Genomic DNA, 13,599 nt, shown 5'->3' on the forward strand with positions numbered 1-13,599 from the left:
GCACAGAGGTACATATGGATACTCTCCAATCTGATACGAATGAAATGCTGATTACGCTGACGGCGGACATCATCACCGCGCATGTCGCCAATAACAATGTCGATGTCGATACGCTTCCCAGCTTGATCCAGAACGTTTACGGCGCGCTCGCCGGCCTTGGCACGACCGAAGCTGTGGTCGAACGCCCTGAACCCGCCGTTTCGGTGCGCGCTTCGGTAAAGAACGATCACATCGTCTGCCTCGAAGATGGCAAGAAGATGAAGATGCTGAAGCGGCACCTGATGACCGATCACGGCATGACCCCGGACGAATATCGTGAGCGTTGGGGCCTGGGTTCCGACTATCCCATGGTCGCCCCCGACTATGCCGAAAAGCGCCGCGAACTGGCGAAGAAGATCGGCCTGGGCCGCAAGCCTGGCCAGAAGCGCGGCCGCAAAAAGGCCGTCGCGGCCTGATCCATCCCGCACCGGCTTTTCAGCCCGTGCTTGAGTGAAGCGCCCCGTGCCACTATGGCTTGCGGGGCGCTTTGCTTTTTGGCGAGTGCAGAATTCAGGCAGGCAGAAATTTGACCCAGACGATCGACCTTGAAGCCCTGTGCGCCGAACGCGGCCTGCGGATTACGGACCAGCGACGGATCATCGCGCGGGTGCTGTCCGAAAGCGACGATCACCCCGATGTCGAGAAGCTTCACGAGCGCGCCTCTGCGATCGATCCGAAGATCTCGATCGCCACCGTTTACCGCACCGTCCGCCTGTTCGAGGAGGCGGGGATTCTCGACCGCCACGATTTCGGCGATGGCCGCGCGCGGTACGAAGCCGCCCCCGAGGCACATCACGATCACCTGATCGACGTCGAAACCGGCAAGGTGGTGGAATTCGTCGATCCCGAACTCGAAGCCTTGCAGCGCCAGATCGCCGAGAAGCTGGGCTATCGGCTGGTCGATCATCGGATGGAGCTTTACGCCGTCCGGCTCGACCGCGAAGAAAAGGGCTGAGGCCCACCGGGTGGTCGAAGCGCTGGCCCCCGTAGTAGACCGGCGGCAGATCGCCCCCGCCGCCTATCTCCTGATCCTCTTTCGCGTACTGCTGATGGTGCTGCTGCTCGCGGTCTGCGTGCCGCTGCATTACCTGTGGCGGCTGCTGGGGCTGGACCGGATGTGGCCGCGCCTGTTCCTCGCCGGGGTCGGCATGGCGGCGGGCCTTCATCTCAAGCGGCGTGGCAAGCGGGTGCCGGGCGCGCTGCTACTGGCGAACCATGTCAGCTGGCTCGATATCCCTGCGCTCGCGCACGCCGCCAACAGCGCCTTTGTTGCGCATGACGGGCTGGCGCAGTTCGGCTTCCTAAAGTGGCTGTGCACGATGAACGAGACGGTGTTCATCGCCCGCCACCGCCGCGCCGATGTTTCAAAACAGGCGGACGACATCCGCGCAGCGATGGACCACGGCGGCACGCTGACACTGTTTCCCGAAGGCACCACCAGCGACGGCACCGGGCTGCTGCCATTCAAAAGCTCGCTGCTCGGCGCGCTGGAGCCCTTGCCTAAAGGCGCGGTGATCCAGCCGGTGCTGCTCGCCTACGAAGACGTGCCGGGAATGGCCTGGGTGGGCGAGGAGCCTGGGATGGACAACTTCAAACGCATTCTCGCCCGACTGCGACCAGTGCGGCTCGAAGTGCACTTCCTTCCGCCGCTGTCGGGCGCGGAACTGACGGACCGCAAGACGATGAGCGCGGCGGCAAGGGCGGCGATTGAGGGGGCGATGCGCGGCGACGCTCTTTAAAGCGCGGACGTTTTGCCCTAAGCGCGCCACCACCATGAAACCCACCCCTCCCCCAAAGACCTACCGGGTCAAGAGCTTCGGCTGCCAGATGAACGTCTACGATGGCGAGCGGATGGGCGAATTGCTCGAAGCGCAGGGCATTGCCCCCGCGCCTGAGGGCGAGGAGGCGGAGCTGGTGGTGCTCAACACCTGCCACATCCGCGAAAAGGCGACCGAGAAGGTCTATTCCGATGTCGGGCGGCTGGTGAAGGCCGGGCGGATCAGCGGCAAGGCACCGATGATCGCGGTGGCAGGCTGCGTGGCGCAGGCGGAGGGCGAGGAGATCATGGCGCGCGCTCCGGCGGTGGGCGTGGTGGTCGGCCCGCAGGCCTATCACCGGCTGGGCGAAATGGTGGCCAAGGCGGCCTTGGGCGTGCGCGGCACAGATACCGACATGCCCGAAATCGCCAAGTTCGGCGCGCTGCCGGGGCGGCGGCGGGTCGGTCCATCGGCCTTCCTCACCGTGCAGGAAGGCTGCGACAAGTTCTGCACCTATTGCGTGGTGCCCTACACCCGCGGCGCGGAAATATCGCGCCCGTTCAGCGATCTGGTGGACGAAGCTAAGCGACTGGTAGAAGCCGGGGCGCGCGAGATCACGCTGCTGGGGCAGAACGTCAATGCGTGGCGCGGCGCGGACCATGCGGGGCGCGAAGTGGGTCTCGACGGCTTGGCAAGCGAGCTGGCCAAGCTGCCGGAATTGCAGCGGATTCGCTACACCACCAGCCACCCCAACGACATGACCGAGGGCCTGATCGCCGCGCATGGCGACAATCCCAAACTGATGCCCTACTTGCACCTACCGGTGCAGAGCGGCAGCAACCGGGTGCTCAAGGCGATGAACCGGAGCCACACGGTGGAAAGCTACCTCGCCCTGCTCGACCGCTTTCGCGCCGTGCGCCCGGACATCGCGCTGAGCGGCGATTTCATCGTCGGCTTTCCCGGCGAGAGCAAAGCCGAATTCGCCGAGACTTTGGCGCTGGTCGATGCGGTGGGTTACGCGCAGGCCTTCAGTTTCAAGTACTCCCCCCGCCCCGGCACTCCCGCCGCGACGATGGACGGCCAGATCGCGCCGGAAGTGATGGACGAACGGCTCCAACGCCTGCAAGCCGCGCTCAACCGCGACCAGTTCGCCTTCAACCAGGCCAGCGTGGGCAAGACCTGCGAGGTGCTGGTCGAACGGCGGGGCAAGTTCGCCGGGCAGTGGCTTGGCAAGTCACCGTGGTTGCAATCGGTGCTGGTGGAGGGTGATTTGGCAATTGGCGATATGGTGCGGGTGGAACTGCACCAGGCGGGGCCGAATTCGTTGCTGGGGCGGGTGATAGAGAGTGTCACGGCCTGAACGCCCATTTATGACCGAACGACTACTTTCCACCGTCCATCCACCGCACCCCGCTTGCCACTCCGCCCCCACCGCCTACATTCGCACCATCAGCCCGAAAGGAATCGATGGCCCGCAAGACGACCCGCGCCGAGTTTGACCGCTCGGACTTCGCCCACCCCGAAGACAATCGCGATGCCGCGCGTCGCGCCCGGATTGAGGTGGTGTTTGACGGACAGGCCAAGCTGGGCGCACTGTTCGGGCAGTTCGATGCCAACCTGGTGCAGATCGAGAACCGGCTGGGCGTCTATATCGGCGCGCGCGGAGACCGGGTGGTGATCGAGGGATCGCAGGACAACGTCGCCCGCGCCCGCGATGTGCTGCTGAAAATGCACGAAAAGCTGCTGACCGGCGAGGAGCTGGATGCAGGCGCGATCGACGCGATGATCGCGATGGCGGACGAGCCGGTGCTCGAAGGCATCATCGATGGCGATACAGCCCTGCCCCCCATCGCCATCCGCACCCGCAAGAAGACCATCGCCCCGCGCAGCGCGATGCAGGCCGACTACATGCGCCAGCTCGCCAGCCGCGACGTGATCTTCGCGCTCGGCCCGGCGGGCACCGGCAAGACCTACCTGGCTGTGGCGCAGGCGGTCAGCCAGCTGATCACCGGAAGCGTGCAGCGGCTGATCCTCTCGCGTCCGGCGGTGGAGGCGGGCGAAAAGCTCGGCTTCCTGCCGGGCGACATGAAGGAGAAGGTCGATCCCTACCTGCGCCCGCTTTACGATGCGCTGTACGATACGATGCCGCCCGAACAGGTCGAGCGGCGGCTGGCGAGCGGCGAGATCGAGATCGCGCCGATTGCCTTCATGCGCGGGCGGACACTGGCGGACAGTTTCATCATCCTCGACGAAGCGCAGAACACCACCCGCGAACAGATGAAGATGTTCCTTACCCGCTTCGGCCAGGGCAGCCGGATGGTGGTCTGCGGCGATCCACGGCAGGTCGATATTCCCGGCGGCGTCGGCATGAGTGGCCTCGCCGATGCGGTAACGCGGCTGGAAGGCGTCGAAGGCATCGGAGTGACGCGATTCACCGTGGCGGACGTAGTGCGGCACCCGATCGTCGGGCGGATCGTCGAGGCTTACGAGGGTGAGAATGCGTTGCCTTGAAACCTACCCCCACTCCTCTTCAGAGGAGGGGGCCGGGGGGTGGTGGGCGAGCGCAGCGAGCCTTTTTATCCTCGCACCGGTGCGACCTTGCGGTCGCAATACCACCCCCAGCCCCTCCTTTGAAAAGGAGGGGGGTATTTAGTGCAGCTCGATATCGACATTGAGGATTGGCCGGAGGGCGAGTGGGAAGCGCTGGCCGAGCGCGCCGCCGGTGCCGCCGGGCAGGTTGCGCCCGAACTGGCGAACCCGCGCCTGATCGCCAGCCTGCTGTTCACCTCCGACACCGAAGTCCACGCGCTCAACCGCGAATGGCGGAACCGCGACAAGCCCACCAATGTCCTCAGTTTCCCGATGCTCGAACGCACCGATCTGGTGCATCTCGACCCAGCGGAAGGCCCGCCGGAAATGCTCGGCGACATAGCCCTCGCCTACGAAACCTGCGCCCGCGAAGCCGCCGAGAAATGTGTGCCCCTCGCCCATCACGCCACCCACTTGATCGTCCACGGCCTGCTTCACCTGGCAGGCTACGATCACGAAACCGGCGAGGCCAATGCAGAGGAAATGGAAGCGCTGGAAGTGAAGATGCTTGCACTTCTGGGCATTGCCGACCCATATACGCCGCCATTGCCCGGCAGCGGGCCACATTAGGGGAAAGAGACAGGGCAATGCCCGAAAGTGACAAACCGGACGGCTCCGCAAATGGAGACGCGGACAGTAGCAGCTCCAGCCAGAACAATGCTGGCAGCGGATCGGGCGGCGGACTTTGGAGCGTAATACGCGGCCTGTTCGATGGCGAGAGCGAAACCACGCTGCGCGAACAGCTCGAAGAAGCCATCGACGAGCACGAGGACGAGGCCAGCCGCAACGGCGGGGACGAGAAGGCCAAGGGCGATCTCTCGCCCTTCGAACTCACCATGTTGCGCAACCTGCTGCATTTCAGCGAGCACGATGCCGACGACATGGCGATTCCGCGCGGCGAGATCATCGCGGTGGATGCCAATGCCTCGTGGGAAGAAATGGTCGAAGCCTTCGCCGAACACGGCATTTCGCGGATGCCGGTCTATCGCGGGCAACTGGATGACGTGATCGGGATGATGCACATCAAGGATGTGTTCGTCTATCTCGCGCGCGGACAGCAACCGCCGGAGGACTGGTCCACGCTGATGCGCCAGCCGCTCTACGTGCCGCAGGCGCGCGGTGCGCTGGACGTGCTGGCCGACATGCGCCAGCGCCGCACACACCTCGCCATCGTGGTCGACGAGTTTTCCGGCACCGACGGGATCATCACTATCGAAGACCTGGTCGAGGAAATCATTGGCGAAATCGAGGACGAGCACGACGAGGAACCGATTGAGCAGGTGATCGAGATCAGCCCCGGTATGTGGGACGCCGATGCCCGCGCCGAGCTGGATGACGTCGCCGAAAAGGTGGGCGATCCGGCGCTGGCAGAGATCGACGAAGCGGTCGATACGCTGGGCGGGCTGGCTTTCGTCCTGGCGGGTGAAGTGCCCCAACCCGGCACCATGCTGGATCATCCTGCAGGGTGGCGGATCGAGGTGACAGAAGGCGACGAAACTCATGTTACCCGTCTGCGCCTGCACCGGCCGGAACGGGAGGAAGTAACCGACGACGGCTGAACCCGTTCGGGGGACCAGCCGTTGGTGCGGTGCAGCAGAAAATTGCTACGTCGCGGCAATTGCCTCTCGACAGGCGGCTTCACTGTGGCGACATATGGTCGATGCGCCGCCTCCCCCCTCTGCGCGCCCTCGAGGCGTTCATCCGCGTGGTGCGGCTGGGATCGGCGCGCTCGGCGGCAAATGAACTCGGGCTAAGCCCTTCGGCCTTGTCCCGCCGAATCAGCAATTTGGAAAGCTTTACCGGGCGGAAGCTTTTCTCCCGCTCAGGGCAGACGATGCGACTGACCGACGAGGGCCGGGCCTTTTACGAAATGGTGGCCCCGCACCTCGAAGCGTTGGCAGCGGCGGTCGAATCGCAGAGCGAGAACCTGCAACTGATGCGGCTGCGGCTCGGCGTGATGCCGCTGTTCGGCACCCAGAGGCTTTTTCCGCGACTGGTCGAACTGCGTGAACGGCACCCGCGCCTGCATCTCGACATCGACACCGGGCCGCATCTGATCGACCGGGTGGGCGATACGCTCGACGCCGCGATCACGCTGACAACGAAGCCACCCGAAGGGCTTTACGGCGTGCAGTTGGACCAGAACACCATTCACGCCATCGCCAATGTCGATGTCGCCAAGGCGCTGGGGCCGAAGCCCGATGCGGCGGCGCTCGAGAAGCAGACCTTTCTTGTCCACACCGACATGCCTTTGAGCTTCGAAGCATGGAAGGCGGCGTTGGGTCTCGAACGACTCCAGCCCTCCGCCATCGATCACTACGATTCTGGCCAGCTCATCATGGAAGCCGCCGCCCAGCGTATTGGTATCGCCATCATGCACGACGACCACTTGGCACGAAACAAGGATCCCAGACTGGCGCGGCTTTTCGAGGTGAAAGTGGCCAGCCCCTATTCCTACTGGTTCATGTGCCGCCCGGCCGATCTGGAAGCGCGGCCGGTGAAGATATTTCACGAATGGCTGGTGAACGCCGGGCTCTAATGCGCACCCCCTAGCCATACGCAGCGAAATGCGGCACAATCGGGCAAAGTCAATCTGGGAGGACTGCCTGATGAAATTCGCCGCCGCTCTGTTCGCCGCTACCGCCACGCTTGCCTTCTCCACACCCGCCGCTGCACAGATGCGGGCCTTGAACGATCCGGTGGTTGCCCATCCCGATCCCGAAAGCCTGTTTACCAGCGACGATCCCGAGCTGCATCGCAACAAGCAGGCGGCGCTGCACATCATGCGCGAACTGCTCCAGTGCAACCAGTGGGACCGCGCCGGGGAATGGCTGACCGATCGTTATATCCAGCACAACCCGCTCGCGGCCTCAGGGCTGGAAGGTGTGGTCTATTACTTCACCGAGATTGCGCAGGTACGGCGGGATGACGACTGCGGAGAGTTGACTAGCCCGATTGTCGCTGTCGTGGCCGAAGGCGATCTGGTGACAGTGCTGATCCGTCGCGAGATTCCCTATACCGACAATCCGGCGGAGAGCTACACCACCACCTGGTTTGACACCTGGCGGTTTGTCGACGGCAAGGCCGATGTCCACTGGGATCCGGCCACACTGCCGGTGCGCACGCCGCCGCAGGCCGCCGCGCCCTCCCCCGCTTCGGCCCCAGAACAGCAGATGGCGGACCGCGTGGCAATCGAAAGCCTGATGTGGCGCTACGTCCGCGCCGCCGACACGCTCGATCCCGAGGCCTATGCGAGCGTGTTCACCGAGGACGGGCGGTTTAACAATGTCGCCGGGCGCGAGGCGCTGCACGGGATGATCGCAGGGATGGCCGAAGGCCAAGCGCAGCGCCGCGCCGAGGGGACGCTGAGCGGCAACATGTACCATGTGATGGCCAACCAGACGATCGAGTTCGTCACTGCCGATCACGCGCGGGTGCATTATTACTGGCAGACGATGTTCGCGGGCAACGATCTCGCCAACCCCCCGAGGATTGCCGCCGGCGGCCGCGGGGTGGACGATGTGGTGCGGGTGGATGGGGATTGGCTGATCCAGAGCCGCAACGTGGTGCCAACCGAAGGGTAGGGACTACAAACGAAAAAGGGGCACCGTTGCGAGTGCCCCTTTTCGATCTGCTGGGCGGGGTCTTGCTTAAGCCACCGTCGCCTTGACGATCTTGCCGGGGCTTGCGGGCGGTTCGCCCTTGGGCAGTGCGTCGACATGTTCCATGCCGCTCTCGACTTCGCCCCAGGCGGTATACTGCCGGTCGAGGAAGCGTGCGTCATCGAGGCAGATGAAGAACTGGCTGTTCGCCGTATCCGGATTCTGCGTCCGCGCCATCGAGCAGACGCCGCGAACGTGCGGAAGGTCGTTGAATTCCTGCTTCAGGTTCGGCTTGTCGGAACCGCTCATGCCGGTGCCGGTAGGATCGCCGCCCTGCGCCATGAAGCCGGGGATCACGCGGTGAAACACCACGCCATCGTAAAAGCCGTCCTTCGCCAGTTCGGTGATCCTGGCCACGTGGCCGGGGGCGAGATCGGGGCGCAGCTTGATCACCACATCCCCGCCCTTCCCGTCGCCGCAATCGAGGGTGAAGGTGAGCTTTTCGTCGGCCATTTGGTTAGTCTCCTAGGATTGGTTCGCGCCCATATAGGGGTAACGCACGGATTGTCACCCTTGGCGGGGCAGGCGCGCTTGCTTTTGCAGCACAGCGCAATAGACCGGCGCGCATGGCCGAGACCGATCTTCGCGAACATGAAACCGAAACCCCGGTGCAGGGTGAAGGCGAGCAGTTTGACGAGGAAAACCGGCTGACTCCGCAGTTCGTCCGAAAGGTGCGCGACGCGCTGTATGACGACATAGAAGACAGCGTCTACGATCTCGTCGAACCGCTCCACCCCGCCGACATCGCCGACCTGCTCGAGCTGCTGGAGCGGGACGAACGCCGCGATCTGGCCGCCGCCATCACCGATCTGATGAGCAGCGAGGTGATCGCCGAGCTCAACGATTACGTGCGCGAGGACATGGTCGAAGACCTGCCCGCCGCATTGGTGGCCGAAATCGTCGAACAGCTCGACACCGACGATGCGGTGCAGCTGATCGAGGATCTCGATCTCGACGACCGCCGGGCTATCCTCGCGGAGATCGAACCCGAAGATCGCGCGGCCATCGAAAGTGCGCTGGCTTACGACGAGGAGACCGCCGGGCGGCTGATGCAGCGCGAGCTGGTGGCCGTGCCTGAAAGCATGACCGTCGGCGATCTGATCGATTACCTGCGCAGCAACGACGAATTGCCGACCGAGTTCTGGGAAGTGTTCGTTGTCGACCACCGCTACCACCCGGTCGGTTCGTGCCAGCTTAGCTGGATACTGCGCACTCCGCGCAGCATTGCCCTTTCCGATGTGATGAAGCGCGACCAGACGCTGATCCCGGTCGATATGGACCAGGAAGAAGTGGCGCTACGGTTCCAGAAATACGCGCTGATCTCTGCCGCCGTAGTCGATGATGACGGGCGGCTGGTGGGCCAGTTGACGGTCGACGATATCGTCCACATCATCCAGGAAGAAGCGGGCGAGGACGCGTTGCTGATGAGCGGGGCGGGCGATGGCGACATCAACGAACCGCTGCGCGATGCCTATTCGGCGCGAGTGCGCTGGCTGATCGCCAATCTGGGCACGGCCGTGGTGGCCAGCGCAATCATTGCCGCGTTCGGGGCGGCGATCGAGCAACTGGTGGCGCTCGCCATCCTCATGCCCATCGTCGCCAGCATCGGCGGCAATGCCGGCACGCAAACGATGGCCGTCACGGTGCGCGCCATCGCGATGAACCAGCTTACCCGTTCCAACACGAAGCGCATTCTCATCCGCGAGTTGAAAGTGGCGCTGATGAACGGGGCGACTATCGCCGTGCTGATCGGCATTGCGACGGCGTTGCTGTTCAGCCCGCAGCTCGGCGGCGTGATTGCCGCGGCGATGATCGTCAACATCATCGTTTCGGGAATGGCGGGGGTCCTGGTGCCGGTCGCCTTCGAGCGGCTGAATCAGGACCCGGCAGTCGCATCGAGCGTGTTCGTCACCATGATTACCGATTCAATGGGCTTTTTCGCCTTCCTCGGGCTGGCCGTGGCGGCAGGCCTCGCCACGATGTGAGGTGACGAGGCGCGCGAGCCTCGCTTCGCTTCGTCGCACAACGCGCCCCGATCATCCGGACAATCGGATTTGCCGGCGATTCCGTTCATCAGCGCGAAAGATTGGCGGGAACACTCGGTTCGCGGGGGCGTCCAGGAAATCCTGCACGTCGAACAGATCAGCGGGGGAATGTTTATCGGGTTTAACCGGTTCGCCAGTCGCTGGCGGCCGGACAATCGGTCGTGCGCCGCGCGGCCTTGCGAAATGGGACTGAAGGAGCAGATTTATGCGTAAGATTTCGAACCGGCCGCTGGCCGCCATTCTGTTTGCCGCCATGGCCGTGCCGGCGTGGAGCGCGGGCATTGCGCAGGAATTGCCCGATGCAAGCGCCACGAGCGAGACTGACATCAATGTCTATGGCACACCGCCGGGCGACCTCTCCGAACTGACCGAAGGTCCGGACATCGAAGGCTTCATTTCCGCACGCAACGGCAGCGAAGTGGAAATCACCGCCACCGATGGCACCGTCTCCACCATTGCGCTGGCCCCCGCCACCGAAATCCGCGCTCGCGGTGGCTTCCTTGGCCTCAACCGCACCACGTTGGCAGCAAACCAGCTGCTCAATGGCCTGCCGGTGACGGTGGAAACGGTGCAATGGGAGAACGGCTTGCTCGCGCGGCGCATTCGCCTAAGCGATAACGATCTCGAAACCGCCACGATGATCCGCACTGGCACTGAACAGCGCTTCGGCATGAACGAAGCGGCCATCGAAGTGAACGCTGCCGCAACCGAGGCCCTGCGCGGGCGGGTGGCCAATATCGACCAGTACAATGTGCTGGCCAGCACCAATGCCTATTTCGATACCGGACGCTGGGAATTGTCCCCCGCCGCGCGAAGCGAACTGTGCGCCACGGCGGCACAGGCCGAAGCGACCGACAACGCGCTGCTGCTGGTGGTCGGCTACACTGATTCCGTCGGAGATCAGGAATACAACCAGACCCTTAGCGAACGCCGCGCAGGCCGCGTGGTCAACCATCTGCAGCAGGAATGCGGCTGGGCGCCTTGGCGGATGCTGACCCCCACCGGCATGGCCGAAGCCGATCCGGCAGCGGATAACGAAAGCGCCGCCGGCCGGGCGCAGAACCGGCGCGTTTCGGTGAACATCCTCGTCAGCAAGGCTGTCGAAGGAATGTGATCGACAAGAGGGGCGGGCAATCGCTCGCCCCCCAACGTCAGCGGATCGCCACCGGATTGACGATCGCCTGCACGTTGCCCTCGAGTCTCGGCGCACCGAGCACAAACAGGAATTCGTGCACCCCGTCCGCCGCCAGTTCGCGGGTGTCCACCGTCTCCAATATATACACCCCGTGCTGCGCGATTAGCAGCGCGTGGACGGTCAGTATGCGCCCGTCCGGTGACGGGGCGTTGGTTTCGCCCGAGGCCGTGTCATGCCCGACGGCGACAACGCCCTGCTCCACGAGCCATTGCGCGCCATTCTCGTTGAGGCCGGGAGCCTGGTTGACGAAGACCTCGCGCTCGCCGATGCGGCTCAGCCAGCCGGTGTGGAACAGCACCACGTCACCGCGCCGCACCGTCACGCCCTGCGCCGCTGCCGCTGCCTGGATCTCCGCCGCGCCGAAGCTCGCCAGCGGTTCGAGAACCTCCACCCCGGCGTGGGCCGCCATGTTTATCAGCACCCCGCGGGTGACGATCGGCGGCAGGTTCTCCGCACCGTAGCGCACCAGCCCGTCCGGCCGCATGATCTCGCTGGCGGGGACGCCGCCGTAATGCACGCCGTCCAGCCCGATATGGCCCAGCCCGTCGATCTGGGTGCCGATGCCCATGTGGGTGCTGACCCGGTCGTCATGGCCGGTCACCCGGTTGGGGCCGTTGACCCCCAGATCGATAATCTCGATATCGTATTCGCGCGGGCCCCACACCGGCGTGTCGCGCCCGCTGACGATCCCGAGGCGATAGACCTTGCCTTCGGTCACTAGCTCCGCCGCGCCGCGCACCATCTCCGGGGTGATATTGGCGATGGAGCCGACATCGGGGGTGTCCGCGAACTGCGACGCTTCGGTTTCGGACTCGGCCGCTTCCTGCGCCCAAACTGGCTGGCAAGGCGCCAGCGCCAATGCAGTGATGGCAATCCATTTCCGCATAAATTCTCCCCTTGTCTCTTTGGCCGCAGACTGCGCCGGGGATGGCGGGCTGGCAAGCCTTGAGAGGGGCTGGCGAAGGTCTATCTTGGCATGATGGCTGCCAAACAACCGCTCAATCTCACCAAGATCGCTTTCGGCGCGAAGTCGTTCGCCGATATTGCCGAGTGGTACGCCAACCGCACCCATTTCGGCGTCCACACCCGCTATCGCCCGACGCGGTGGGAGGAAACCATCGGCGGTTCGCTGTACTGGATTCACGAACACAACATTGTCGCCCGTTCGCAGATCCTCTCTTACGAACAACAGCCCGACGGGCGCTGGTGGATCATGATCGAACCCAAGCTGGTGGCGGTCATGCCGCGCCCAAAGCGCGCGCATCAAGGATGGCGCTACCTCAAGGGCACGCCGCCGCGCGACTTGGACGAGGGCGAGGACATCGGCGAGATCATTCCCGGCAAGCTGGCGGGCAAGCTGACCCGGCTGGGGCTGATCTAGCCTGCTGGCGGCTGTGGCGGGCACATCAGGGTGAGCGTCTCTGCCGCGAAGTCATAGGTGAGGCTGGCGCAGTGGCCGATCGTGTCCATGCCGAGATAGAGTCGCTGGCGGGGCATATCGCCGGTGTTGGCGGTAACGACGATTTCGTCCGGATCGCCCTGCTGCGGGGCAGCCTCGTCGATCCCTTCGGCATTGCCGTGGTCACCCACCCGCACCGCCAGATTGCGGACTTCGAGTTCGCCGAGCATCAGCGGCTGCCGCAGCGCCAGCGGGCGCACCGGGCGGCTGACGCGATAGAGCACGGTCATATCCCGCGCCTCGCCGGTGAAGTAACCGCCGAGATCGTCGGCGATCATCCGGCCGCCGGTGGCGGTGACAAGGCTTTCGGGCCGGTCGAAGCTGAAGGCGACATGGATCGGCACACCGCCGACATCGAGCACTGTGCCGACGAGGCTACGCCCCATCCGTTCCAGCGGGAAGACCAGCGCCCGGTCTTCGGGCGCACCGGCCCGCAAGTTGAGCACCACACGCTGCTGCGGCAGGTGCCCCGGTGCCACCACCCCGTCCGCGCCATCGACGATTTGCGCATCGCTATAGGCCGTGCGGCGGCGGAAGCTGCCGCCATGCATCTGATAGCGGACCGTATCGGTATTGAACGGCAAGCGAGTGCTGCCGATCACGAAGATGAAGCCGACCATGCTCGGCTCCAGCCCCAGCCGCGCCGCCGTATCGGCATTTACCGCGACGGCCGACACGGCATCTGGCGCAATCAGGAGGCGCACCGGGTGATCGTTGATTGTCACGCCCACCGGTCCGCCCGCGTTGACGACCAGTTCGGTCTCTTCAAGATCGACCCGTTGCGCCTGCGCTGCAGCAGGAAGGGCGAACATGGCGGCGAGGGTGAAGAGGCGGCGCATGAGCCTTGAATCCC

The 13,599-nt window shown here is 64.3% G+C and carries 15 protein-coding genes; 12 read left to right on the forward strand and 3 right to left on the reverse strand.

All coding sequences use genetic code 11. From position 1 onward, the window contains the following. The first annotated feature begins 14 nt into the window (after positions 1-14). The 9 genes from JY451_01210 (at position 15) to JY451_01250 (ending at position 7,969) form a co-directional block, all read left to right on the forward strand. Complete coding sequence (locus JY451_01210) at positions 15-455, forward strand: MucR family transcriptional regulator (protein QZH75281.1); 441 nt, start codon at positions 15-17, stop codon at positions 453-455. 110 nt (positions 456-565) lie between these two features. After that, positions 566-994 carry a transcriptional repressor gene (locus JY451_01215; GenBank protein QZH75282.1) on the forward strand — a complete coding sequence of 143 codons (429 nt, stop codon included), beginning with the start codon at positions 566-568 and terminating at the stop codon, positions 992-994. Positions 995-1,088: 94 nt separating this feature from the next. Beyond that, the gene (locus tag JY451_01220; GenBank protein ID QZH76487.1) at positions 1,089-1,778 is read left to right on the forward strand and encodes a 1-acyl-sn-glycerol-3-phosphate acyltransferase; all 690 of its coding nucleotides are present in this window, start codon (positions 1,089-1,091) and stop codon (positions 1,776-1,778) included. A 34-nt stretch (positions 1,779-1,812) separates the two neighbouring features. Beyond that, on the forward strand, positions 1,813-3,156 hold the full coding sequence (gene miaB / locus JY451_01225) for a tRNA (N6-isopentenyl adenosine(37)-C2)-methylthiotransferase MiaB (GenBank protein ID QZH75283.1): 1,344 nt from the start codon (positions 1,813-1,815) through the stop codon (positions 3,154-3,156). 107 nt (positions 3,157-3,263) lie between these two features. After that, positions 3,264-4,307, forward strand: a complete 1,044-nt coding sequence (locus tag JY451_01230) for a PhoH family protein (GenBank protein QZH75284.1) — start codon at positions 3,264-3,266, stop codon at positions 4,305-4,307. A gap of 141 nt (positions 4,308-4,448) precedes the next feature. Next, positions 4,449-4,955, forward strand: coding sequence for an rRNA maturation RNase YbeY (gene ybeY / locus JY451_01235; GenBank protein QZH75285.1), 507 nt, complete (start codon positions 4,449-4,451; stop codon positions 4,953-4,955). Positions 4,956-4,972: 17 nt separating this feature from the next. Next, on the forward strand, positions 4,973-5,944 hold the full coding sequence (locus JY451_01240; protein QZH75286.1) for an HlyC/CorC family transporter: 972 nt from the start codon (positions 4,973-4,975) through the stop codon (positions 5,942-5,944). A gap of 101 nt (positions 5,945-6,045) precedes the next feature. Further along, entirely contained in the window at positions 6,046-6,924 is an 879-nt protein-coding gene (locus JY451_01245) for a LysR family transcriptional regulator (protein ID QZH75287.1), read from the forward strand. Between the two features lie 70 nt (positions 6,925-6,994). After that, complete coding sequence (locus tag JY451_01250) at positions 6,995-7,969, forward strand: nuclear transport factor 2 family protein (GenBank protein ID QZH75288.1); 975 nt, start codon at positions 6,995-6,997, stop codon at positions 7,967-7,969. A gap of 66 nt (positions 7,970-8,035) precedes the next feature. Here JY451_01250 and JY451_01255 read toward each other — a convergent pair whose 3' ends face one another. Further along, the gene (locus JY451_01255) at positions 8,036-8,500 is read right to left on the reverse strand and encodes a peptidylprolyl isomerase (GenBank protein QZH75289.1); all 465 of its coding nucleotides are present in this window, start codon (positions 8,498-8,500) and stop codon (positions 8,036-8,038) included. Positions 8,501-8,613: 113 nt separating this feature from the next. Between JY451_01255 and mgtE the strand changes: the two genes are divergently transcribed. Continuing rightward, complete coding sequence (mgtE, locus tag JY451_01260) at positions 8,614-10,032, forward strand: magnesium transporter (GenBank protein QZH75290.1); 1,419 nt, start codon at positions 8,614-8,616, stop codon at positions 10,030-10,032. Between the two features lie 265 nt (positions 10,033-10,297). Next, positions 10,298-11,206 carry an OmpA family protein gene (locus tag JY451_01265; GenBank protein QZH75291.1) on the forward strand — a complete coding sequence of 303 codons (909 nt, stop codon included), beginning with the start codon at positions 10,298-10,300 and terminating at the stop codon, positions 11,204-11,206. Positions 11,207-11,243: 37 nt separating this feature from the next. On the opposite strand, the gene JY451_01270 is transcribed toward JY451_01265, so the two are convergent. Beyond that, a complete protein-coding gene (locus JY451_01270; protein QZH75292.1) occupies positions 11,244-12,173 on the reverse strand; it encodes a cyclase family protein in 930 nt (309 codons plus the stop codon). A 93-nt stretch (positions 12,174-12,266) separates the two neighbouring features. On the opposite strand from JY451_01270, the gene JY451_01275 reads away from it, so the two are divergent. Next, the gene (locus JY451_01275) at positions 12,267-12,668 is read left to right on the forward strand and encodes a DUF1489 domain-containing protein (GenBank protein QZH76488.1); all 402 of its coding nucleotides are present in this window, start codon (positions 12,267-12,269) and stop codon (positions 12,666-12,668) included. On the opposite strand, the gene JY451_01280 is transcribed toward JY451_01275, so the two are convergent. Further along, on the reverse strand, positions 12,665-13,585 hold the full coding sequence (locus tag JY451_01280; protein QZH75293.1) for a hypothetical protein: 921 nt from the start codon (positions 13,583-13,585) through the stop codon (positions 12,665-12,667). The two genes, JY451_01275 and JY451_01280, sit on opposite strands and share 4 nt — an antisense overlap. Positions 13,586-13,599: the final 14 nt, after the last annotated feature.

Origin of the sequence: Erythrobacter sp. (assembly GCA_019739335.1) — a bacterium.
GTDB lineage: Bacteria > Pseudomonadota > Alphaproteobacteria > Sphingomonadales > Sphingomonadaceae > Alteraurantiacibacter.

Excerpts from the sequence above, each read along its gene's own strand:
- JY451_01210 (QZH75281.1), top strand. The coding sequence starts at position 15 with ATGGATACTCTCCAATCTGATACGAATGAAATGCTGATTACGCTGACG.
- JY451_01220 (QZH76487.1), top strand. The coding sequence starts at position 1,089 with ATGGTGCTGCTGCTCGCGGTCTGCGTGCCGCTGCATTACCTGTGGCGG.
- miaB (QZH75283.1), top strand. The coding sequence starts at position 1,813 with ATGAAACCCACCCCTCCCCCAAAGACCTACCGGGTCAAGAGCTTCGGC.
- JY451_01230 (QZH75284.1), top strand. The coding sequence starts at position 3,264 with ATGGCCCGCAAGACGACCCGCGCCGAGTTTGACCGCTCGGACTTCGCC.
- JY451_01240 (QZH75286.1), top strand. The coding sequence starts at position 4,973 with ATGCCCGAAAGTGACAAACCGGACGGCTCCGCAAATGGAGACGCGGAC.
- JY451_01245 (QZH75287.1), top strand. The coding sequence starts at position 6,046 with ATGCGCCGCCTCCCCCCTCTGCGCGCCCTCGAGGCGTTCATCCGCGTG.
- JY451_01250 (QZH75288.1), top strand. The coding sequence starts at position 6,995 with ATGAAATTCGCCGCCGCTCTGTTCGCCGCTACCGCCACGCTTGCCTTC.
- JY451_01255 (QZH75289.1), bottom strand. The coding sequence starts at position 8,500 with ATGGCCGACGAAAAGCTCACCTTCACCCTCGATTGCGGCGACGGGAAG.
- mgtE (QZH75290.1), top strand. The coding sequence starts at position 8,614 with ATGGCCGAGACCGATCTTCGCGAACATGAAACCGAAACCCCGGTGCAG.
- JY451_01265 (QZH75291.1), top strand. The coding sequence starts at position 10,298 with ATGCGTAAGATTTCGAACCGGCCGCTGGCCGCCATTCTGTTTGCCGCC.
- JY451_01270 (QZH75292.1), bottom strand. The coding sequence starts at position 12,173 with ATGCGGAAATGGATTGCCATCACTGCATTGGCGCTGGCGCCTTGCCAG.
- JY451_01275 (QZH76488.1), top strand. The coding sequence starts at position 12,267 with ATGGCTGCCAAACAACCGCTCAATCTCACCAAGATCGCTTTCGGCGCG.
- JY451_01280 (QZH75293.1), bottom strand. The coding sequence starts at position 13,585 with ATGCGCCGCCTCTTCACCCTCGCCGCCATGTTCGCCCTTCCTGCTGCA.